This window comes from Alkalimonas amylolytica (assembly GCF_900107845.1).
GTDB lineage: Bacteria > Pseudomonadota > Gammaproteobacteria > Enterobacterales > Alteromonadaceae > Alkalimonas > Alkalimonas amylolytica.
The window spans coordinates 1-23,931 of record NZ_FNRM01000017.1 but is presented as its reverse complement, the minus strand read 5'-3'; the positions used below and the strand labels follow the sequence as shown (position 1 = coordinate 23,931).

Sequence of the window (23,931 nt, the reverse complement as noted above, 5' to 3'; positions counted from 1 at the left end):
ATGGCGGCGGCTTCAACATCCTGGATTAACTCAGGGTTACTCAGTTGCAGAATAATGCTGTCTTGGGTGACCAAAGCGCCGGGTCTGAGCAGCACTTGCTGCACGGTAGCCGGGGTGAGCGCGGTCAGCAGGGTTTGCCTGTCGGAGCGCAGCACGCCGTAGGCATCGACACTGACCTGCAGATCGCCACGTTGCACCTCTGCCAGCAACACCCTGGAGCGGTCTATTTTATGCGCATGCTGTGGTGTGGCCAGCAAGACGCCTGCCAGGGAGGCCACCGCGACCAGGGCAAGGGCCAGTCCCGGCTTTTTCCAGCGCTTTGTTGCTTTGGGTTTCAGTACATCCATCGGCGTTTTCTGCGATTGTAAACTATAGGATGCATGGACTACTGCAAAGAGCGAGCCAGAATTAAGTTGTTGATTTTGGTTAATTAAGATTACATGTCTGGTCGGGTAGAGCGTAAGCCGTCCGATTCCGGACGCTTTATTCCGAAACCGGACGGGATCCATCCAGCAGGATCCGGGCGCAGCAGCCGCGTCGGCCATCGGTACGATTCTGCAGCGTTAGTTCACCACCCAGCTGTTTGATGATCTGCAGGTATTGCACCAGGTGCTTTCAGCTAGTGCTTATGTGTATCACTGCACACCGCGTTGGCTGTGTAGTTGAGCCAACGCACGGTCTCGTCATTGAACAGCAAAGTCAGCGAATGGTGCGTGCCGTGGACATGGCGGGTCTCTGATGGTTGTCGATGCAGCATAAGAACCAGCTTAGGCCGACTTTTACTATCCATTTCGGGTGTAAACATCTAATATTGAATGATATTTTTTGGGTGTTTTGTCGTGCTAAAGGACTGCACCCAAACTTATTGCTACTTTCTGATGAATGATAAACAAATTAACGCTATAGTGGCATTTGCGAATTTAAAAGATTGTAAAAATGACAACAGTATGTTGAGTTGCTTTAACGCCCTTTTCATTACAGGCTTTTCAGAAAGGAAGATCCCTGGCTTCTTAGGGGTGTGTTATCAATGTAACTTTTATGAAGAGAACTACTCCGATTCAAATGTAATCTATTTTTTGGGTGAAAACCTACATGAATCTCTTGTCTCGGCAGTCCTTAAACGTAAAGCTGAATTTGTGGCTGGAAGGTACCTTGCCCGAAGGGCTTTAGTAGCATTAAGAGCCTGTTCGACTTCTGTGGGTATTGGAAAAAATCGAGCACCAATATGGCCTGACTCTTTTCTAGGGTCGATCAGTCACTCTAAGTCTTTTGCTATTTGTGCTGTAACTCATAAAAAAGAGACAAATAGAATAGGGATAGATATTGAGGATATCCTTGATGTGGAAGTTGCTAAGGATATTGTTGGCAGCGTACTGACAAGCTCTGAACACCAGTTTGTAGGTAGTGCTACCAATCCCAACCCTGTTGTACTTACACTTATTTTTTCCGCTAAAGAAAGCCTTTTTAAGGCTTTATATCCCGAGGTGGGTTGTTACTTTGATTTTCATGCTGCAAGGATAAAAGAAATAAACTTTGTCAATTGTCAGATTACCCTTGAACTAATTCAAGAATTAGGCCCAACGTTGCGAGTGGGGACGCATTTTTCAGGGGTTTTCGAACTAGATTCAACTAAAGTTTTTACGATAATTACTTGAGCGCTCTTAAAATGCAACTTTTTAATAAAAAACTCTTTGTAATACCTAAACCAAAATCTCATCCTGCAATCAGGCTATTTTGTTTTCCTTTTGCTGGAGGAGGCATTAATACTTATACCTCATGGCTGGACAGGCTCTATGATAATGTTGAGCTTGTACTTGTTCAGCCTCCAGGGCGGGGCTCTCGTTTGCAAGAGGCCCCTCATGCAAGTATGGACTCTTTGGTTTATGAACTAATGCAATATGCAGAGTTTATAACTGATGTACCGTACTTACTATTTGGTCATAGTTTAGGAAGTCGAGTGGCTTATGAGTTGTGCTATCAACTCAAAGCTAACAATATGAGGCTGCCCGAGTGTCTCATTGCTTCTGGCAGTAAGGCGCCTCATATTTTAACTGATAGACGTTGTATCCATGACTTACCCAGAGAAGCATTTGTTAATGAACTGAAACAGCTAAACGGTACCCCTCAAGAAGTTCTCGATAACGATGACTTGATGGATTTATTACTGCCTTTATTACGCTCTGATTTCAAAATTGCGGATAGCTACAAAGCAACAGCTGTCAGAATGCCATTTCCAATAGTGGTATTTCATGGGGAAGAGGATTTTGAGATAAAGCCAGAACATCTAATGGGCTGGCAAGACCTCTCTGATTTCGATAGTCCTATTATTAATTTCCCAGGAGAGCACTTTTTTATCAATGATTCGAAGGATGCAGTTATCTCTCAGGTGTTACTTGTGCTGAATGAATTGCTTTCTCCCATGCGAGGCTATTCGAAAGCGTAAGTTTACTCATAGCCCTCATATCCATCCACCTCTAGGTTGCCTCTGTATTTTGTCAGCTAGGCTTTGGAGAGGCGTCGCTGCCGGTAATGAAACAGCAACGACCTGCCAATGAATCCTGATTGCACTTGTACACGCATGTAGCAGGTGCTTTTGTCTACATCCGCACATTAACGGTGGTTTCATCAACCCTGAACACGGGTTGTTTTAGTAGCTCGGCTTCCAACAGGGGCAGCATCGGCTCCAGTTTATCGGCGCAGCGAATAAGCCATCAGCTCATGGTCTGGCGACTAAGTTCACACCCGTCTGGTGAAACCGCTTTTCCTGCCGGTACAGCGGCATCCCTTAGAGCATTTTACCACTGACTATGTGTGCTAGCAGGTTTGGCGGACCGGCCGAGTAGTGAGTTGGCGCTTAACCATTGTTGGTGGATTATTATCACAATTTTATCGCAATTATCAATGGTAAAAAAGTTGATTTTATTCAGATAAAGATATTACATTGGTCATGTCATTTTCTGTGTGCATGTGTTTCTTTTTCGTAATTAATGACCTCCTTGTTGAGATTAATATTAAGGTTTGAGTATGCTTGTGAGATACCCGCTAATTTCACGCTTGTTTCTGTTCGTGATCTTACCGCTTGTAATTGTTGTGATCTGGTTTGGCTTTAGCGTGTTAAGAAGTTTGCCAAGTTATTCCTCAGAATACACAGTTCCTTTCATAGACCAACCAATAGAAATACACCGGGATGCTTATGGTGTGCCCAAAATAATCGCAAAAACAGATCAGGATTTGTTCTTTGCAATGGGGTTTGTGCAGGCGCAGGATAGACTCTGGCAGATGGAAGTTAATCGCCGTCTTGGTGAAGGACGGTTGGCTGAAGTGCTTGGTGCATCATCCGTTTCTACTGATATCTCTATGCGCACATATGGATTGGCGTTGGCGGCTGAGCAAGCCTATATCAGTTTAGCTTCTGAGACAAAAGCGGTGTTACAAGCATACAGTGATGGAGTAAACGCATGGGTGGAACAAGCCGATAAATTACCACCAGAATTCAGTCTGTTCTCCTTGCAACCTGAGCCTTGGCGGCCTGTTGATTCAGTGTTAGTTGGTAAGATGCTGGCACTGAGACTGGCTTTTGGGATACAGCAGGAATCTGACCGGCAATTAGCGGCGGCAGTGCTTAGTCCAGCTCAATTTGCCAATCTTTACCCAGGGGTTGTACTTGAGACACTACCAACTGAGCAGATTGAACTCATCTCAAGCCAATTAAATCTTGGCAACGCTGAACTCAGCCGCGATTTTGGTATAGGAATTACTGGTGTTGGAAGTAATGCTTGGGTTGTTTCTGGAAAACATACTGATACCGGTCGTCCAATACTGGCTGGTGATCCGCATTTGGCTGTCCCTATCCCATCGTACTGGTATCAGGCAGAGTTAAATGGACCAGTCTTGAAAGCTAAAGGTGTGACCGTTCCAGGACTGCCTGTTATTGTTTTTGGCCATAATGAGTTTATTAGCTGGAATGGAACAAATTTCTCTGCGGATGCATACGATTATGTTATTGAGCAGATCGATCCATCCAGACAAAACCAATATAAGACGGCACAAGGCTGGAAGTCATTGCAGACTCGACAGGAAACGATCCATGTAAGGACAGCATTTCCTGGTCGTTTAAGGCCACCTGCAAGACCCATCATGATTACAGTCACATCAACTGAGAACGGTCCATTAATTGGTTATCAAAATGGTGACACTTCTGCGATGGCGTTGAAATGGACTGCGTTACAACCCGAAGATCAAACGATGACGGCGTTATTGCAACTGAACTATGCATCAGACTGGCATTCATTTCGAGCTGCATTAAGCCTGATGGTTGCTCCAACAATTAACTTTTTGTATGCCGATCAACTGGGCAATATTGGTTACGCAGCCGCGGGGCATATTCCGATACGGCGAAATTCAACGGGCATTTTGCCTACACCCCAGCACAAGTTTGCATGGACTGGCATGATTCCATGGGAAGAGATGCCACAGCAGTTCAATCCTGCGTCCGGATATATTGTCAACGCCAACCAGAATAATATACCGGCGGACTATCCGTATTACGTCAGCTACGACTGGCTTGATCCGGCCAGAGCAAATCGCATTGAGCAATTATTACAGCATTATATCGATAGTGGTAATAAGTTGACTTTGGATAGTATGAGAAAAATCCAGCTGGATCAGTTGGATATGGTGGCTCCAAGGCTAATAAAGCGTTGGTGTACAGATCCTGAAGTTGAAAAAAAGTACACTTCACTATGCTCTTGGGATGGAAACATGCAGACGGATCCGGCAGCCGCCGCTCTGTATCAGCTAACATTACGTCATCTAACCAGAACGTTATTCAGTAGCACTTTTGCTACAATAAATGATAGAAGGTTACAGCAACGTTGGGTTGGTCCACGAAGTTTTGAGGATTTGCCAACCCGCCAGCAATTTAAAGCAGCACTGGATCAACCGGAGCTATGGTGTGAACCAAAGCCTGTCGGTTGCCGAGCCGAAACCTTAGTGGCATTGGGGAGCGCAACTGCCGAGTTGACTAGGTTACAGGGCTCAAATTCTAAGGATTGGGCGTGGCATAACCTCGCTCCTAGAATATATGAAAACTTTCTTTTCAGTCAGTCTAATGCTTCGCGCAGTTTATTCGAGAGAAAGGTTCCTGGTGTTGGTTCTTACGATACAGTGAATGTTGGTGGTTATCGTTATGACCCGTTGCTTGGTTATCAGCAGTTTTTTGGTGCTAGTTACCGTCAGGTGATTGTCAGTGAGGCTCATGGTTTCAGTTATCATGCTGTAAATTCTACCGGCCAGTCTGGCCATCCTTTTAGCTCTCACTATGCCGATCAGCTATCAGCATTCACCGCAGGTCAATTAATCCCTCCAACTGATGCTACGAGACACCTTACTCTTTTGAGACCTCACTTATGAAAATCCTGAGCGAAATAAGCCGTTTTGCGCCGAATGCTATGTTGCTATCGTTAGTGACTGGCGCTGTTGCCGGATTGTTATACACAGCCTTGTTGCCCATGCTGTTGATTTCTGTAGATAATTTTTCCGCTGTTGTCGAAGGGCGAAGCGAACAGGCTCTTTGGTTCGGTCTGCAGATTTCTCACCCAAAATTAGCTGGAGTCTTCTTGCTAGCTTGCCTGACTATTATGTTAGCTCAATCTTGCTCTATGCTGTTGTTGCAGCGTATTTCGGTGAGTTTTGCTACTACAATGCGGCAAAATTTATATCAACGCATTCGTAAATCGCCCATATCTAATGTGGAGCAGACAGGTCCGTCCAAACTAATCACCACTTTGACCACGGATGTGAACATTGTGGTGGCCGGAGCCTCAACTCTACCTGTGATTGCAGTTAGTCTGGTAATGATTGGCGGTGTGCTTACTTATCTCTGTGTGATCAACCGGCCGGTATTCTTCATTATCGGTGGCTTTTTGTTAGTAGCAGGCTTGAGCTACCAAATACTCTTGGTTGTGGCTGCTCGGTATTACACCCATGCCCGTCACTTTACAGGGCATTTGCAGGAGTCTTTTCGTGGGTTGGTAACGGGCGCTAAAGAGCTGAAATTGAACAAGGCCCGGCGTGATAGCTTTTTCCAGTATGAGTTATTACGTAATGATGATGGGGTTCGAACAAATATTTTTCGCGGAGAGCTGATACGCATCTTTGCAGAGAATTACGGCATGATCCTGAGTTATTTCATCATGGCGTTTATGGTGTTCATATTTGTCAATTATTACCCAGTGACTCACAGCGAGTTGTTGACGGTGGTGATGGTGTTGCTTTATATGTCAGGTCCGGTGAAATGGGCGCTTGATGCATTTCCAGTAATTGCCAGAGCTAATATTTCATTACAGAAAATTAATGATGTGTTTGCGCAGCTAACTGAAGAAGAGTATGCAGAAAATTACCAGACTCCCGCTCCCTGGCAGCAAATACACTATAAAGGTGTACGTTATAAGTATGGCAGCAATGGCTTTTCGGTAGGGCCGGTTGATTTAATCATTCGAAGAGGTGAAATTACTTTTATTGTGGGTGGTAATGGTTCTGGCAAATCGACATTTTGTAAAGTTGCGACCTTGCATTATTTGCCAACTTCCGGGGATATCTTATTCGACGATCAATTACTGACTGCGCAAAATATCAACAGTTACCGGCAGTCTATTTGTGCGGTATTCAGTGATTATTTTCTATTTAATCAGTTGCATGGTGTCGATTGGCAGCATCCTGAGCGGTTGCAGGAGATTGATTATTTACTCGATGTATTGGCGCTTAAAGATAAAGTAAAGGTACACGACGGCAGGTTTTCAACTTTGCAATTGTCTGATGGGCAGCGCCGTCGATTGGCGTTGATGGTGGCCTTACTGGAAGATCGGGATCTGTACTTATTTGATGAGTGGGCAGCCGATCAGGATCCGGAATTTCGTGAGTTATTTTACCTGAGTATTTTACCGAGTTTAAAGAAACGCAATAAAGCAGTCATTGTTATTACTCATGATGATCGTTATTTCCACTGCGCTGATCATTTGGTTAGGTTTGACGCTGGCAAGGTAAGCATTCCGAAGCATAGAGCTGACTTTGCTCAGACAAGGTCTGCTCCTACTGTTGAAAAGGAGTTGATATGAATACCTCTGTTGGCCAGTTTCCATTATCTCTAGTACAGCGGGATGTTTATTTTGATCAGTTGCATCGGCCTGGCACGGCCAAATATACCATCGGTGGTTACATCAATATTGCATCAGCCGATCCTGCAAGATTGGCTATGGCCCATCGTGCAGTAATTGCAGCATATCAGATGTTCCGATTGCAATTGTTGCATACTGCCGCTGGCCCAGCATTCTGTGATAGTGCTGATCAAAAGGATGATTTAACAACGCTTGATTTTCGGCAACATTCTGATGCGGAGCAACAGGCTGCAGTTGAAATCAACGCTTTATTTGCACAACCCTTCAAGTTGGACAGTCCTCGTTTGTATCAGGCATACCAAATTTTGCTGCCTGGTAATCGCATCTGGTTTGTGGGGTTGGCGCATCACCTGATCATAGACGGTTGGGGATTTGCGAATTGGGCGACAGCATTAGCACAGGCATATAGCAGAGGGGCTCTTGAATGCGCGCCAGATCAACTGAAAAATTACTATGCCGACGATCTGGATTACCAACAATCGAAGCGACAAATTAAGGATGCACTGTTCTGGCAGACTTATTTACAAGATGTGCGTCGTACCGTGTTGGAGCAGTGTAACTCGCAAACTTCTGCAACAGGTCAAATTACCAGTGCAAGACATCGCTTACCCATCGAGCGACAACAGTATCAGCAATGGCTGAAGGCTGCCCCTCAGTTTGCTGAAAACCCGCACAGCTTGATGTTAGCATTGACATTTATCTGTTTTGCCAGACTTACTGGACAACCGCGTTTTTGCATCGGGGTGCCAGCGCATAACAGAACGTCTGCTCGGCAAAAGCAGATGATTGCTTTATACACCACCCTCAGCCCGGTGGTGCTGCAACTGGATGAAACCCAAACTTTTCTGCAATTTTTACAGCAAGTGAAACAGCAGCAGCAAAAAGTTTTCCGCCACCAAAAGTACCCCATTGGCAAAATGGTGGATGCTTTGGGCCCGCAGGCTCGGAAAGGCTTGTTTGATATTGGCGTGAATTATTTGAAACTTAATAATAGCTGTTTTTTTGCCGGAGCTGACGCCAGCTACCAATATATTGAAAACCCTTACCAGACCATGCCTTTCAATTTGACGATTTGGGATAACGGTGAAGTACAACCGGTGGAATGGCAGTTGGATTATCATTTGCAGTATTTTAGCGCTGATGATGCAGCACGTTGTTGCCAGTTGCTGGTACACCTGATGCAGCAAGTTGTGGTAAATCCACAGGTCTGTTTGGCTGACCTGGCTTTAATTGAGCCTGACTGGCAACCGCCCAGATATGAGCGTCTGGTTGCACCTAGCTTGATCAGTCAGTTTGAAAACTTTGTGCTGCATCAACCCGAAAAACCGGCTTTACACTTCTATCAGCAGAGTTACAGTTACAGCCAGTTAAATAGTATGGCTTCCGCGCTAGCTTTGCAAATACGCAATAAAGGTGTTTGTAAGGGGGATTTAGTTGCGTTGTTGTTTGGGCGTTCCCCATTGATGCTAATTGCAATGTTGGCGGTGCACAAACTAGGAGCTGCTTTTGTACCACTTGATCCTGCATATCCCTTCAACCGGTTACAACTGATGCTGGAGGACAGTCAGGCTTGCTTACTGATCACAGGATTGGATTGGCTTGAAGTGTCAGTGCAACTGGGTACTAAATCACTGGTAATTGAAGATGCTGCTTTAACACAGGCCGCTGTGCGACAACAAGACTGCCCGACATTGCACCTTACAGCGGAACAGCCTGCTTATGTTATCTACACTTCTGGTTCAACAGGTCGACCGAAAGGGGTTCAGGTCCCGCAAGGGGCTCTGGCTAATTTTTTGAAAAGCATGGCGCTTCGGCCTGGTGTTACTCCCAAGGATACGGTATTGGCAGTAACGCCATTTAGCTTTGATATTTCGCTGTTGGAGTTACTGTTACCTCTGTACTGTGGTGGTGCAGTGCGGATATTCCCGCTGCAATTAAGTCAGGATTTACCTACCTTATTGCATGCGCTATCCAGTTCACAAATCAGCATGGCTCAGATGACTCCCAGTGCATGGAAGTTGGTATTAGCCAGTGGTTGGGAAGGACGGCCAGATTTGGTGGCATTGACTGGCGGTGAAGCTTTGCCAGGTTATTTAGCCACTGAGCTAAGAGCAAAGGTTGGCCAGTTGTGGAATATGTATGGGCCTACGGAAACCACCATTTGGTCCAGCTGTATTCAGGTCACTGAAGATTGGCGGATCAATAGCATTGGCTATCCCATTGAGCAGACTGGGATGCTAATTCTGGACCAACAATTGCGTCCATTGCCGGACGGTTGGTTTGGTTCACTCTACATCAGTGGTGAGGGCCTGGCACTTGGCTATTTGCATCAGTTTGAATTGACCAACGAGCGTTTTATTGAGTGGCGAGGTCAGCGCTGGTATCAAACCGGCGATGTGGCTAGGCGTTTACCTGATGGGCAGTTTCAGTTCGGTGGGCGCCAGGATCAACAGCTGAAGTATCTTGGTTATAGGATTGAACCTGGAGAAATTGAAGCCGCGCTGAGGCAATTGCCTGAGGTCCGCGATGCTGTGGTACAGGTCCGCGCATTGGTTTCTGGACGAGAAGCTTTAGTAGCTTACTATTGTGGCGCTAAAACCATCAGTAGTCAGGAGTTACGCCAAAGCCTTGCTCAGGTTTTACCTTCGCAGATGTTACCTGCTTTTTTTGTGCATTTGTCACAGTTCCCGCTTACTCCCAGTGGCAAAACCGACTTGCAAGCCCTGCCATTGCCTCAGGAGAGTGGTGGAGCCGGCGCTGCAATACAACTTGATGCTCGGACTACCGCTGATGATCTGAGCCGCCGATTACTGGAGCTGATAAGTGGTCATTTGCAACTGGACAGTCTGGCCGAACATACGAATTTGTTTGATGCCGGTGCCCGTTCTCAGGACATGATTGAGCTTGCGCAGCGACTTAGTCAGCAACTGGCTACCCCATTCACTGTGGTTGATTTGTTTGCTAATCCATCTGTACACAGTTTGGTTAAACACCTACGAACTGAACAAGATTTTTCTGAGCCAGAAATGCTTGCTCAAGGTGAAAAAATTCAGCATGGCCGTCAACGCCTGCAGCAGCGATTATTGTCAAGGAGACAGTTAGATGCAGTCTGAACCAGCCTATCAGGGGACGGAGATCGCCATCATTGGTATGGCAGGTCAGTTTCCATCAGCACCGTCGATCGATGAATTCTGGCAATTGTTGCTGCAAGAACGGAGTGGAATTAGTCACTTTAGTGAGGAACAACTGGCAGCAGCCGGTATTAGCACTACACAATTGCAAGACCCAGCCTATGTGCGCAGCAAAGGGGTGTTAGCAGATAGCCTCGCCTTTGATGCCAGTTTCTTTCAATACAGTGACCGAGAAGCGGTGCTGATGGATCCACAGCTGCGGTTATACCATCAAACAGCTTGGCAAGCACTTGAGGATGCAGGTTATGCAGGTCTGGTACCTCCGGGCAGTCTGGTAGGGGTGTTTGGCGGTGCCTCAGCGAATCCATTGTGGACTGCGCAATACAGTCAGGTTGCGACCGAAGGAGGCGCTGCTGCTTACGAAGTGTTAAACCTGATTAGCCGTGACTTCTTCAATAGTCGGCTAGCTTACAAGCTGGATTTAAAGGGGCCTGCGGTCACTATTCAGTCGGCCTGCTCTACTGGTTTGGTTGCGGTGCATCAGGCTTGTCAGAGTTTGCTGAGCGGGGACACTGACCTGGCGCTGGCGGGAGCTGTATCTTTATCAACCAATCCGGCCTTGCAGCAGCCGGAAATGCAGGGTTACCTGTATCAGGAAGGGATGATTCTGGCCCCGGATGGTATTTGCCGGCCTTTTTCGGCTGATGCTCAGGGCACAGTGCTCAGTGATGGAGTGGCTTTTGTAGCATTACGCCGCTTACAGGATGCGATAGAGGCCGGTGATCAGATCTATGCTGTCATCAAAGGCTCGGCCGTTAATAATGATGGTCAGGATAAAGTCGGTTTTACAGCACCAGGTGTGCGCGGTCAGCAGCAGGTGTTGCAAACTGCACTGCAACTGGCTGGTGTCAGCGCCGACAGTATCGGTTATATCGAAGCACATGGCACCGGAACCTTATTGGGCGATCCTATTGAAACTGAAGCTTTGCAGCGTGTTTATGGCAAAAACCGCAGTAGTAGTTGCATGATCGGTAGTGTCAAAAGCAATATTGGCCATTTGGACACTGCAGCTGGGCTGGCAGGTTTCATCAAAACCACATTAGCCTTGCACCATCAGAAAATTCCAGCCAGCCTGAATTTCACCGAAGCTAATCCAAAATGCCAGTTTTCAGCCAATGGACTACAGGTTGCAGCCAGCACACAAGATTGGCTGGCTGCAGGCCTGCGCCGTGCCGCTGTCAGCTCCTTTGGCATTGGCGGGACCAATGCTCATGTTATTTTGGAGCAATATAAACCAAACACCAAAACAAGCGCCGGCGGGGCTGTTCAGACGTTACCTTTGCTGCAGCTATTACCAGTATCCGCACATTCCGTCACCGCACTATCAGCACAATTGGACGGCCTGAAAGCACAGTTAAAGTCCAGTATTGCGGTACCGGCAGACATGGCTTTTAGTCTGAGCCACAGACGTAAACGTTTTGCTTATCGCGCTGCGTTAATTTGCAATAATCAAGGACAAGTGCTGGCGGAAACGGCAACTTATAAAGCGGCGACAGGGCCCTTGTATTGGTTATTCAGTGGACAGGGCTCGCAATACCCACAAATGGCTGCTGGCCTTTATCAGCAGTTACCTGAATTTCGCAGTGTCGCGGAGCAGTGCTGTAGCCTGATCCGTCAACAGCAAGGGCCAGATGTTGCTGCATTACTGTGGAGCGAGGCGTCACAAAGTGTCAGCAGGCAGGATCTGCGGGCAACGGATCTGGCCCAGATCTGTCTGTTTGTGGTGGAGTATTGTCTGGCGCGGACCATGCTGGCGTATGGCTTGAAGCCCGAAGGCATGATAGGCCATAGTCTTGGCGAATATGTCGCTGCTTGTCTGGCCGGAGTGTTTTCGTTGGAGGACGCCATTAAGTTAGTGCTGGCTCGTAGCCAGTTAATGGCAGGCACTGCTGCGGGTAGCATGCTAGCCGTGCACGCATCTGCGGAGCAACTGGATTTACAACCTTGGCCAGAACTGGCTGTGGCCGCATTCAATAGCCCCGAAGATTTTGTGATATCAGGCCCGACGGAGCAGATACAAAGTTGTCAGAGCTGGCTGCAACAACAAGGCATTGCTTACACCGCATTAGATACATCACATGCGTTTCACTCAGCAATGATGGATCCGGTACTACCTGAGTTTGCCAAAGTGTTAGCCACTGTGACCTTGCATTCGCCGCAGATACCTTTTGTGTCGAATCTGACCGGGGAATGGGCAGAAGCAGAGCAGGTATGCCGACCGGATTACTGGTTGGCACATTTACGGCAGGCTGTGCGTTTTTCTGACGGGATTGGACTATTATTACAGCAGCCAGATGCGGTGTTAGTGGAAGTTGGGCCAGGGAAAACGCTGGCTGGGCTGGCGACAAAACATCCGGCTTTCCAACGGCAGCAAGCCCTAAGCTGCTTGCGTGGCAGTCGAGGTCAAGGTGATGATCTCCATGGGTTTTATCAATTATTGGGACAATGCTACAGCCTGGGGCAGGAGCTAGAATGGCAACAGCTGCAAACACCTGGAGCTCATTATTGTCAGTTACCTCCTTATACCTTTGATAAGAAAATTTATTTGCCACAATTTCGCGGGTTCGCCTCTCAGGCTGAAACCCAGCATGAAGGTTTTTATCAACAACGTTGGCATAGTTGTGAGTTTTCTGATTATCTGAGTGGGCCATCAACACCTGAAGATGCTGGCTCATTGCTATGGTTCCGCTCACTTGATCCAGCTGAGCACTTGCTGGAACAGCAACTGCGTCAATCCGGGAGGTCTGTGATTGAGGTTGTGGCTGCTTCACAATTTGGCCGTCATCCAACTGGCTACTATCAGCTGGATCCCGAGCAACCCGAGCATTATCAACAATTATTGCAGGAGCTGATCCGGCAGGAACTGATACCCCGGACTATTTTGCTGAATTGGCAGGCCAGAACTACCGCGCAACGTTATCAGCCTTTTGCCGCATTATTTCTGTTAGCCAAGAGTATGGCTCAACTAGCGACTGAGCCGGTGGCATGTCTTGCGTTGACGGAAGGTGCGTGTCGGGTCAGTGGCGATGAGCCCGTAAACCCGGATGCTGCGTTGGTGTACGGGCCGTTACGGGTCATTTCACAAGAATTTCCAAATTGGTCTTGTCACCAACTGGATATTCGTGAAGGCCAGTTGCCGCAGCAAAGTGCCCACATCGTACAATTGCTGAGTAGTGCTACGTTTATTACCACAGATAACGCCAGCGGCAATGTCGTGCTGCCATTGCAGTCAGCTTTACGTGGTAATTGGTTATGGCAGCCTGACTTTCAGCTAAGCGGTGTTGCCAGTGTTCAGCCGGAAACTGTCTTGAGGTCAGGAGGAGTGTATCTACTGACTGGTGGTTTAGGAGGTGCCGGGGCGGTATTGGCACGTTATTTAGCCAGTCAATATCAAGCCAGGTTGATTTTGTGCAGCCGGCAAGCTCATGCAGATCATCCGTTATTAGCTGAGTTAAGAGCTTTGGGCTCTGAAGTGATTGCCGTAGCAGCCGATCTACGACAACCCGCAGCTGTGCAGCTGTTGCTGGATAGTGCACTGAGTACTTTCGGAACATTAAATGGTGTGTTCCATCTGGCCGGTGTGCCGGGTGAGCAAATGCTGTTACGGCATGAATTGGATCGAGCAAAAGCAGTGATTGAGACCAAAATTGCCTGCGCCAATGCATTGGTTGAATTATGTCAGCAGCAAAATCTGGATTTCCTAGTGTTGTTTTCTTCTGTTACTGCAGTACTGGGTGGTATGGGGCAATTGGATTATTGTGCTGCTAATGCCGCACTTGATGCAGTGGCGCAGATGGCACACAGTAAGGGGATCCATCAGGTACGTAGTATTCGCTGGGATGCCTGGCGAGATGCTGGTATGGCGGTGGATGCGCTCAATGGTAAGCTGCAGCGACTCAAAACTAGGGTGCATCCGCTGCTGGGCGATTTAATCCTCCAGCAGGATGAGCAATGCGTTTATCGCACAACATTTAATGCAGATCTGGACTGGCCACTGGCGGAACATTGGGTGATGGGAGTGCCGACAGTTCCTGGGACAACTTATCTGCAGTTAGCAGCTGCAGCCTGGCAACAACAAACTGGCCAGCTGGCAGTGAAGTTTGATGAAGTGTATTTCTTATCCGGGTTAGCGCTACCATCTGGGCAAACTGCTGATCTGTATACCAGTCTGGAGCAAGTGAATGGCAACTGGCAGTTTGAAGTCGCGAGTTTTCAGCCAGAGTTGCAGCAATATCAACTCCATGCCCGCGGTCTGTTGTCACAGCCGATGCCGCCGGAGTCTTTCAGTGGTTTAGAAGTCGGACCTATACAGCGGCGACTGGATCAGCGGGTATTAACTGAGATCAACGGTGCAGCTGATTTGGGTGCTCAGGCTATGTCGGTGCAAATGTCGGCCAGCGAGCAGGATGAGCTGATGAAATATGGTCCGCGCTGGGATTGTTTCGATAGTGTCTGGATAGGACAGTCGGAAGGTCTGGCCCGGTTGGTGCTGCCCGCTGCTGTAGCAGCAGATGTCAACGATTTAACCTTACACCCGGCGCTGCTGGATTGCGCCGTATCTTTTCTGCGCGCCTTTATTGACGGTGGGGTTTACATCCCGATTAGTTATCACAGCCTGAATCAATACCAACCTTTACCTGCACGCTTTTACAGTTATGTCCGGTTGACACCTGGCAAGCATGCCGATGGCGTGCTCAGCTTTGAACTGGAGCTTTTTGACGAGCAAGGACAACTGCTGGCTCAGGCTCGGGGTTTCACGATGCGTCGTATCGAAGCTGCGTTACAGATGCAAGCATCAGCAGCAGCGTTGCCTTTACCCTCGTATGTCTATCGCCATCAAAAAATGCTACAGGGCATCGACAATAACACTGCAATGCAGGTACTTGAAAACGTTTTACGCCAGCCAGCAGCGCTGAGTCTGTATGCAGTCAGTGACTTCAGTAGTCGTTATGCCAAAGCCGCAGACGGTGAAACTGGCTTGTTTGGCGATGTAGTGGCGGAGCAAGGTCCACAGCGTCCTAGACCTGAACTGGATAGTGCCTATGTCCCGGCCAGAACGCCGGCACAACAACAACTGGCTGAATTATGGCAACAGTTATTAGGATTGGAAAAGGTTGGTATCCAGGACGATTTTTTTGCCTTGGGCGGTGACTCGCTATTGCTGATGCAAGCCCACAAGAAAATCCAACAGATGTTTAGTACTAAGTTGCCCGTTGTTGAATTGTATAACTATCCCACCATTCAGCGTTTGGCGGAATTTATGGATAAAGATCACAGCCCGACACAAGACAAGGCTTTATCCGCTGTTAGTGCCAGAATTGATAAGAAAAAAGCAGCCGCAGCACGTCGGCGTCAATTGACATAAAGATCAAGGAAAATCACATGCAACATATTCCAGAATTAACAGAACAATATCAGGACGAGATTGCGGTTATTTCCATGGCTGGCCGGTTTCCAGGAGCCGACAGTGTTGAACAGTTCTGGCAGAACTTGCACCAAGGTGTGGAATCAGTTCGGTTTTTTAGTCAACAAGAATTACTGGCATCCGGAGTGGATCCCGCATTTCTGGAGAATCCGAACTTTGTGGGAGCCGAAGGGGTGCTGGAAGGCGTTGAACTCTTTGATGCCGAATTTTTTGGCTTTTCACCACGTGAAGCTGAATTGTTGGATCCCCAACATCGTATTTTCCTGGAAGTGATTTGGGAGTTATTGGAGCGTGCTGGTTACGGTGGTGGTGAGCAGGGGCAGGTTATAGGTGTTTACAGCGGTGCAGGTGCCAGTTCTTACCTATCGCGAAACCTGTTATCTCATCAGGATTATGTGCGCGATGTGGGCACTTTTAAAGTGTCACTGGCGACAGGTCAGGATTTTGTATCGACCCGTGCCAGTTACAAGCTGGGGCTGACAGGCCCCAGCATCAACGTCAATACCTTGTGCTCATCCTCTGCGGTTGCTGTGCATTATGCCCGCGAAGCCTTGCTGGCCTATCAGTGTGATATTGCGGTGGCTGGTGGGGTTACCATTTCAAACTCTCGCGAAGATGCGCTGTTTTACCAGGAAGGGGGCATTGGCTCTTTTGATGGCCATTGCCGGGCTTTTGATGCCAAAGCGGCGGGCACTGTGGCGGGTAATGGCATTGCCCTAGTTGCATTGAAGCGAATGGAAGATGCATTGCAGGATGGTGATCAAATTTTAGGTGTGTTGAAAGGCTCTGCGATCAATAACGATGGTGGCGATAAAGCCAGTTACACCGCGCCCAGCCCGGAAGGGCAGGCCCGTTGCATTACCGAAGCGCTGGAAGTGGCAGGGGTTGATGCAGCGACCATTAGCTATGTCGAAGCTCATGGTACAGGGACCAATCTTGGCGATCCTATTGAGATTTCTGGCCTGACCCGCGCCTATCGCCGTTATACCGAAAAAAATGAATACTGTGGCATCGGCTCTGTCAAAACGAATATTGGTCATCTGGTGTCTGCCGGTGGGGTTGCCAGTATGATTAAAACAGTATTGGCAATGCAACACCGTACTTTGCCTGCCAGTTTGAATTTTGACAGCCCAAATCCGAAAATCGATTTTGCCAACAGTCCGTTTTATGTTGTGGATCAGTGCCAACCCTGGTTGCCTGTTGGTGGCGATGTATTACGCGCCGGTATCAGTTCATTTGGTATTGGTGGTACCAATGCCCATCTAATTGTGGAAGAAGCACCACAGATCCCCCCTTCTGATGCTGGACGCAGCCATCAGCTGATCCTGTTGTCTGCCAAAACTGCCACCGCACTGGAGACGATGAAACAAAATCTGCACCAGTTTTTGCAACAACAACCTTCAGTAAATTTAGCGGATTTAGCTTATACCCTGCAGTTAGGTCGGCGCCATTTTGAATACAAATTTGCTGCTGTGGCCAGCTCAGTGCAGGAGTTGGAACAGAAGCTGGCTGGTGATGAACATCGCTTTACCCTGCACACAGTGCAAAAAACCAGCCAGCGTGAATTGTGTTTTATGTTTCCTGGGCAAGGAAGTCAGTATATCCGAATGGGGCGAGCGCTGTATCAGACAGAAGCACTATTTCGTAGTGAAGTTGATCGTTGTATCAGCTTAGTGCAACCCCTGCTGGAAGACGATTTATTGCAGATGCTTTATCCGGCAGAGGGACAGGAGCAGCAGGCTGAAACCTTGCTGCGGCAAACCCGTTATGCCCAACCAGCTTTGTTTATTACCAGTTATGCATTAGTGCAGTTGCTGGCTAGCTGGCAGATTAAACCTGATAGAATGATTGGGCACAGCATTGGTGAATATGTTGCAGCCTGTGTGGCCGGAGTGTTCAGTCTGGCAGATGCGTTGGCGCTGGTGGTGAAACGTGGTCAACTGATGCAGCAAATGCAGCCGGGTTTAATGCTGTCCGTGCCGCTCAGTGTGGCTGATATTCAGCCATTCCTTGGTGATGAGATCTGGCATTGTGTACAGAATGGCCCTGAGTCTCAGGTGTTGGGCGGTAGTCCTGCTGCCATAAAGCAACTACAGCAACAACTGGATGAAGCACAAGTCAGTGCTACTGAATTACATACCTCACATGCTTTCCACAGTGGCATGATGGAGCCGGCATTGGCTGAGTTCAGTGCTTTTTTGGGCGGATTGCAGTTGCAAACACCGAAGCTGCCATTTATTTCCAATCGGAGCGGGCAATGGGCTGGCAGTGAGGTGACTACTGCTGAATACTGGACCGAGCATCTGCGGCATACTGTACGTTTTGCTGATGGTATTAGTACATTACTGGCGGATAATCCGGAGCAGGTGTTTATCGAAGTTGGGCCGGGGCAAACTCTGAGTACCTTACTCAGGAGTCAGTCAGCAGGACAGGCAATCTGTGGTATTTGTTTACCTCACCCCCGCCAGGCCAATGCTGAGCTGGACCAAATCCAGCACTTGTTGGCAACGTTATGGGGAGCTGGGCAGACTCCAGAGTTTGCTGCACTTTATTCGGCACAGCGCCGGCATCGCATCTGTTTACCGACTTATCCGTTCGAAGGCAAAAGGTATTGGATTGAACAGGCACCGGCCGGAGCCAGAACTTTCCGGCCAGATCTGATCCTTAATGCTGATACCGATAGTAGTCAACTGACCACACCCATTTCGCAAGCGATGATCCGACTAGAACTGAATGGCGACGAGTCTGGCATGACCATTCCTGCTGAGCTGTGGCAAAAAATCAGTCAGTTAGAGCAAAACTTCAGAGCTGAATTAAGTGAGATGTTAGCTCCCTACGGCCAGGTCAAAAATCCAGGTATTGAACTAAAGTTTCAATCTTTAGCTATTAGCGGACAAGCCTCTACCTCAACGGCTTCTTTGGCCACGGCAACCAGCCACAGTCGGCCACATGGTGCACCGCCTTATGTAGCACCAAGCGGTGAACTACAGCAATTATTGGTACAGCATTGGCAAGAGGTGCTGGGTTATAGCCCGGTCGGTATTCACGACAATTTCTTTGAAGTCGGTGGCCATAGTTTGATGGCTGCAGCATTGGTGACCCGAATGCGTAAACAGTTTGATTTTGAAGTACCGCTTCGGGAGCTGTTGGAAACGCCTACGATTGCCGAGTTGGCAGAGTTACTGGAAAACCGAATCTGGTTATTACAACAATCTGAAACTGGATCCGCTGAGGTTCTGGAGTTATGAAAACCGAGCAGTTACTGAAAAGATTGCGTGAGCATCAGGTCAGGTTAAAACTGGAGAGTGACAAGCTGATTTGTGAGTTGCCGCAACAAGGGATCCCGGCCGAGTTGCGTAGTCTATTGATTGCTCATAAAGACGAACTGAAGAATTTTTTGCGTAGCTTGCAGCAGGTTAATTCAGTAGAAATCCCATCTCGCCCTCGACAGACCCACTGGCCATTATCTTATGCTCAGAATCGGTTATGGTTGGCTGAACAAATGGCTGGCCAAGAAAGCCAGTACAACAGCTATTTCACTTTTGCTGTTTCAGGTTTGCTGCAGCCGGCGGCATTAGCACAGGCTTTTGACAGCATTGTAGAGCGTCATGAAAGCCTTAGAACTGGTTATGCATTGATCCAGGGACAAGGCCAGCAGTGGATTTATCCGGTTGAGCAGGTGAAAAACCAGGTATTGCTGGAAGTATTGGATGGACAGGAATTGGACGACACTGCATTGACAGCCCTTCTGCGTAGCCGTATTCAGCACAGATTTAAGCTGGATCAAGATGTATTACTGCGGGTCGTACAGGTACAACAGTCGGCAAATCAGTCTTTGGTGATGCTGGTGGTGCATCATATTGCCTCAGATGGTTGGTCTGGCGCTGTGCTGGCACAGGAGTTCAGTCATTTTTATCGGCAGGCGCTCGGGCAACAGGTTATGGAGTTACCAGAGTTGCGGATCCAGTATGTAGATTTTGCCTGCTGGCAACGCTCGGCGGGAGGAGAGCAGCAATGGCGACCGTTGTTGCCTTACTGGCAGCAGCGGTTACAGGATTTACCAGCAGTACATCAGCTACCTCTGGATGCGGTCAGGCCAGCAGAGCAAAACTTCCAGGGCAGTCAAATGCTGCAACATCTGCCACAACCGCTTTATCAGTCGTTGCAACACTTAGCTGCACAGCAGGGGGTTACCCTGTTTATGTTATTACATACGGTGCTGGGATTGCTGATAGGACGGCTCAGTGCACAAACAGATGTCGTGATTGGCGTGCCGGTGGCAAACCGCAATCAGCCAGAACTGGAACCATTAATTGGTTTTTTCGTTAATACGCTGGTGACACGACTTCAATGGCAACCTGATCAAACGTTTATTTCGTTATTGCAACAAAACAAAGATGCTTTACTGGAAGACTTCCGACATCAGCAGATGCCATTTGATGTGTTGGTAGAGCAGTTGCAGCCTGAGCGCTTACCAGGTATAGCGCCGTTGTTTCAGATCCTGTTTATTATGCAGAACAACAAAACTGCGGAACTGAACGTACCGGCGGCCAGTATCAGACCTATAGTTTTTGATGGTGGTGTGACCCGCTTTGATTTGGAGCTGTATGCCACTGAACAGGAAGAAGGGTTGGAGCTTTGCTGGAACTATGCCAGCAGCTTGTTTAACAACCACACGATCGTGATGTTGCAGCAAAGTTATTTACAGCTGCTGCAGTCAGTGCTGCTGCTGCCTGAGCAGCAAGTTAGCTTGCTGGCATTGGTCAGTGAAGAAGAGCAACAGCAATTGCTGCGACAATCTATCGGGCCTCAGTTGCCAGCTCCCGTTCAACCCGTGCAACACATGTTCGAAGCGCAAGCTCGGCTGCAACCAACACAAACAGCATTGCTTGATGATGAAAACAAGTACAGCTATCAACAATTGGAGCAGCGTGCCAACGGTCTGGCGCATTTGTTACGTGATGAGTATCAATGCCAGAGTGGTCAACTGGTCGCATTTTGTCTGCCCCGAGGCATCGGGCAGATCAGTACTATGTTGGCGATCTTAAAGGCCGGCTGCTGTTATATGCCGTTGGATCCTAGCTTACCAGACGAGCGCTTACATCAGATCGTCCGACAATATCCGGAGTTATTGGTGCTGACGGATCAGCAAAATGCTGGTCGCTTTAGTGCTAGTGCTAGTGCTAGTGCTAGTGCTTTGCGTTTGTTGTTAGATATTCCTCTGGCGATGAAGGAGCAGCCACCGGAGGTAAGTGATTGGCGGCCAGAGTTCCCAGTGTACTTGCTGCATACCTCAGGTTCGACGGGACAACCCAAAGCCATCCAGATGCCACACCGAGCACTCGTAAATCACCTTTACAGCTTGCAACAGGATACCTGTGTGCTGCAGGGGCCCAACAGGTCGTTGCATTATGCATCTGTTGGTTTTGATATGAGCTTCACAGATATTTTTTTGACGCTCAGCGGTGGTGGTCAACTGGTATTGATGGATGGTGCCCGGCAATACGATCCTGCTTACCTGGCTCAGCTTGTGGAGCAACATCAACTCAGTACACTGAATTTGCCATATGCGATGCTGGCAATGCTGGCTGAGCATTTGCAACAGCAACAGCAGACGTTGCCGTCATTGCAGTGTATTACGGTCTCGGCCGAGCAGATGAAAATAACGGAGGCGCTCCGGAGTTGGGCAGAGCGGCAGCCGCAATTGCAGCTACTGAATCACTATGGGCCATCAGAAACTCACGTGGTGACAAGTTGGAAGCTGAGCGGCCCTCCACAGCAGTGGCCGGTATTACCGCCGATTGGCTTACCGTTAGCGAATATCCGTTGCTATGTACTGGATGCCCAGCGTCAGCTAGTGCCTGCTGGCGTTGTAGGAGAGCTGTATCTGGGCGGAGCTTGTTTGTCTTCTGGTTATCTGGGACAAGCAGGCCTGACTGCAGAACGATTCGTACAAGACCCATTTTCCACAGAGCAGGCTGCTCAGATGTATCAGACGGGCGATTTGGTGCGTCGCCGGTACGATGGTGTACTGGAGTATATAGGGCGTAATGATTTTCAGATAAAGATCCGTGGCTTTCGGATAGAGCTAGGAGATGTGGAGGCAGCCTTAAGGCAATGCGGAGTGTCGGAGTGTCTGGCATTGGCGTTAGCGGATGCGCGGGGGGATTTGCAGTTGGTTGCTTATTACCGTGCAGAAACAGAACGTGATGCTTTTCAGTTACAACAGCAGTTGGCACGGTTACTACCTGCCTATATGGTACCTGCCGTCCTGGTTGCGGTGGATGCATTTGTTTTAAATGCCAATGGAAAAATTGATCGTAAGGCACTACCTGCAGCAAAAATGCCTGAGCGGCAAGACGCATTTATTGAGCCGCAAAGTGCCACTGAACAAGTATTAGCCAGGTTGTGGCAGGAAGTCCTGCAATCCGGGCCTGTTAGTACCAGCGATAATTTTTTTGCTCTGGGCGGACATTCGCTGTTGGTGATGAATCTGGTTGCAAAAGCACAGGAGCGACAACTGAAGCTGGATGCTGCTCAAGTGTTTGCTAGCGCAACCCTTGCTGAATTGGCCAGAACTGTAGAGCAGCAAACACAAAAGTTTTCCGTGATTCCAGGACCAGCTATTCCTGTTGGCACACAAGTGCTTACTCCAGATATGTTTCCACTGTTAACGCTGACTGAGGCCGAGCTAGCCAATGTCGTAGCATCAGTACCAGGTGGCGTTACTAACATTCAGGATATCTATCCGTTAACTGCATTACAGCAGGGCTTTTTATTTCATCATTTATTGGATGAAAATACGGCTGATGGTTATTTGCAACATCCGGTGCTAAAAGTTTGTGGAACTGTGCAAACTGAGCGACTGCTATCGTTGTTGCCATCGTTGTTTCAGCGACATGATGTTCTAAGAACTCTAATTTTGCATAAGGGCCTTGAACAACCTGTCCAGGTGGTTTGCCTGCAGCATGAGCTCCCTGTTGAGCATTGTGTATTGCAGGCAGCAGATTCTGATCATGCTTATCAGCAGCAATTGATTGCCAAAGCCCCGGTTAGACTGCCGCTTGATCGAGCTCCGTTAGTTCGCATTTTGGTTGGCCACCTTGATGGAGAAGAAAGCGTTTATGTGCTGGTATTGTGGCACCATATTATTTCGGATCACGTTGGTGTTGAGATTATTGGCCAAGAGCTACTGGCTTTGCTTGAGCAGCAGCCATTACCACCCGCAGCACAATATCGTGATCAAATCAGTTGGATGCAGTTTTGTCGTCAACAACTTGATCCACAGCAGTATTTCCGCAATGAGCTAGAAGATTTTTCTGTTCCGGCTTTACCCTTTGATCTTAGGGAAGTGCTCGAAAACAGCCATAAACCAGATATAGAGGCGTGGTCGCTTACCATGACCCAATCCAGCCAGATCCGGCAATTGTGTCGAAATATGAGTGTAAGCCCTGCTGTATGGTTTCATGCCATATGGGCGTTAGTTGTGGGGCAAACGAGTGACAAAGATGACGTTGTATTCGGTACGGTAATGTCTGGCCGAATGCACGGTTCTGCTGGTATTGATCGTATGGCTGGTCTGATGATAAATACTTTACCTATCCGTTTTCGGCTGGCCAAACAGTCTATGCAGCAGTTGCTTTTGCAGGCTGAGCAGCAGTTGCGTCAGTTACTTCCTTTTGAGCAAGTTGCTCTGACTGAGGCACGAGCATGTAGCGCTGTACCATTTAACGCGCCTTTGTTTAGTGCGTTACTCAATTATCGTCATACCGAAATAGTGACGGAAAAGCTTTCTGCTCACGGATTGTCTCTGATTTTACCTGCAGATCAGTCTAATTACCCTTTTGCGCTGACAATTGATGATTCAGGTGCAAGTTATCCGTTTATGCTCAATGTGCAGACATTAGGAGTTGCGGCGCAACGGGTCAAAGCGATTGTTCAATTTGCACTGGACACTCACTTAAATATTTCCCAACAGGAAGAGCTCAGATCTCAAGAGATCCTGCTACTTTCCGCATTGCCAGTTGAAGAGCGAGAACTATTCGACCACTGGAACAACACAGCAACAGAGCACCCGGTAGCTTCGTTGCTGCATGAGCCGTTTGAAGCCATGGCCCGGCAGTATCCTGCAGCGATTGCA

At 48.2% G+C, this 23,931-nt stretch carries 10 protein-coding genes and 1 pseudogene; 8 read left to right on the top strand and 3 right to left on the bottom strand.

Annotation, left to right across the window (positions count from 1 at the left end):
- Together BLW37_RS18260 and BLW37_RS18980 are read right to left on the bottom strand one after the other, a co-directional pair.
- Nucleotides 1-347, bottom strand: a pseudogene (locus tag BLW37_RS18260) (RND transporter); the annotation flags it as partial.
- A 136-nt stretch (nucleotides 348-483) separates the two neighbouring features.
- Nucleotides 484-606, bottom strand: a complete 123-nt coding sequence (locus tag BLW37_RS18980; RefSeq protein ID WP_281248662.1) for a hypothetical protein — start codon at nucleotides 604-606, stop codon at nucleotides 484-486.
- Between the two features lie 272 nt (nucleotides 607-878).
- Between BLW37_RS18980 and BLW37_RS18255 the strand changes: the two genes are divergently transcribed.
- Complete coding sequence (locus BLW37_RS18255; protein WP_245785786.1) at nucleotides 879-1,655, top strand: 4'-phosphopantetheinyl transferase family protein; 777 nt, start codon at nucleotides 879-881, stop codon at nucleotides 1,653-1,655.
- An 11-nt stretch (nucleotides 1,656-1,666) separates the two neighbouring features.
- Nucleotides 1,667-2,443, top strand: a complete 777-nt coding sequence (locus tag BLW37_RS18250) for a thioesterase II family protein (protein ID WP_171907679.1) — start codon at nucleotides 1,667-1,669, stop codon at nucleotides 2,441-2,443.
- 154 nt (nucleotides 2,444-2,597) lie between these two features.
- Here BLW37_RS18250 and BLW37_RS19040 read toward each other — a convergent pair whose 3' ends face one another.
- Nucleotides 2,598-2,705 (bottom strand): hypothetical protein, encoded by a 108-nt coding sequence (locus BLW37_RS19040; RefSeq protein WP_425426641.1) that lies wholly within the window; start codon nucleotides 2,703-2,705, stop codon nucleotides 2,598-2,600.
- Nucleotides 2,706-3,030: 325 nt separating this feature from the next.
- Here BLW37_RS19040 and BLW37_RS18245 point away from each other — a divergent pair, with 325 nt between their 5' ends.
- The 6 genes from BLW37_RS18245 to BLW37_RS18220 form a co-directional block, all read left to right on the top strand.
- A complete protein-coding gene (locus tag BLW37_RS18245) occupies nucleotides 3,031-5,412 on the top strand; it encodes a penicillin acylase family protein (RefSeq protein WP_171907678.1) in 2,382 nt (793 codons plus the stop codon).
- Nucleotides 5,409-7,115 (top strand): cyclic peptide export ABC transporter, encoded by a 1,707-nt coding sequence (locus tag BLW37_RS18240; RefSeq protein ID WP_091345483.1) that lies wholly within the window; start codon nucleotides 5,409-5,411, stop codon nucleotides 7,113-7,115. Before BLW37_RS18245 ends, BLW37_RS18240 begins: the two co-directional genes overlap by 4 nt.
- Nucleotides 7,112-10,288, top strand: a complete 3,177-nt coding sequence (locus BLW37_RS18235; RefSeq protein WP_091345481.1) for a non-ribosomal peptide synthetase — start codon at nucleotides 7,112-7,114, stop codon at nucleotides 10,286-10,288. The genes BLW37_RS18240 and BLW37_RS18235 overlap by 4 nt, the downstream gene beginning before the upstream one ends.
- A complete protein-coding gene (locus BLW37_RS18230) occupies nucleotides 10,278-15,731 on the top strand; it encodes a type I polyketide synthase (protein ID WP_091345479.1) in 5,454 nt (1,817 codons plus the stop codon). The genes BLW37_RS18235 and BLW37_RS18230 overlap by 11 nt, the downstream gene beginning before the upstream one ends.
- A gap of 17 nt (nucleotides 15,732-15,748) precedes the next feature.
- Nucleotides 15,749-19,039 carry a type I polyketide synthase gene (locus BLW37_RS18225; RefSeq protein ID WP_091345477.1) on the top strand — a complete coding sequence of 1,097 codons (3,291 nt, stop codon included), beginning with the start codon at nucleotides 15,749-15,751 and terminating at the stop codon, nucleotides 19,037-19,039.
- Nucleotides 19,036-23,931: non-ribosomal peptide synthetase (locus BLW37_RS18220; protein WP_139243757.1), on the top strand; the 4,896-nt coding region annotated here is incomplete at its 3' end. The genes BLW37_RS18225 and BLW37_RS18220, both read left to right, overlap by 4 nt.

What these genes read in the sequence shown, in the direction of transcription:
- BLW37_RS18230 (WP_091345479.1), top strand. Translation starts at nt 10,278, where the DNA reads ATGCAGTCTGAACCAGCCTATCAGGGGACGGAGATCGCCATCATTGGT.
- BLW37_RS18235 (WP_091345481.1), top strand. Translation starts at nt 7,112, where the DNA reads ATGAATACCTCTGTTGGCCAGTTTCCATTATCTCTAGTACAGCGGGAT.
- BLW37_RS18225 (WP_091345477.1), top strand. Translation starts at nt 15,749, where the DNA reads ATGCAACATATTCCAGAATTAACAGAACAATATCAGGACGAGATTGCG.
- BLW37_RS18250 (WP_171907679.1), top strand. Translation starts at nt 1,667, where the DNA reads ATGCAACTTTTTAATAAAAAACTCTTTGTAATACCTAAACCAAAATCT.
- BLW37_RS18255 (WP_245785786.1), top strand. Translation starts at nt 879, where the DNA reads ATGAATGATAAACAAATTAACGCTATAGTGGCATTTGCGAATTTAAAA.
- BLW37_RS18240 (WP_091345483.1), top strand. Translation starts at nt 5,409, where the DNA reads ATGAAAATCCTGAGCGAAATAAGCCGTTTTGCGCCGAATGCTATGTTG.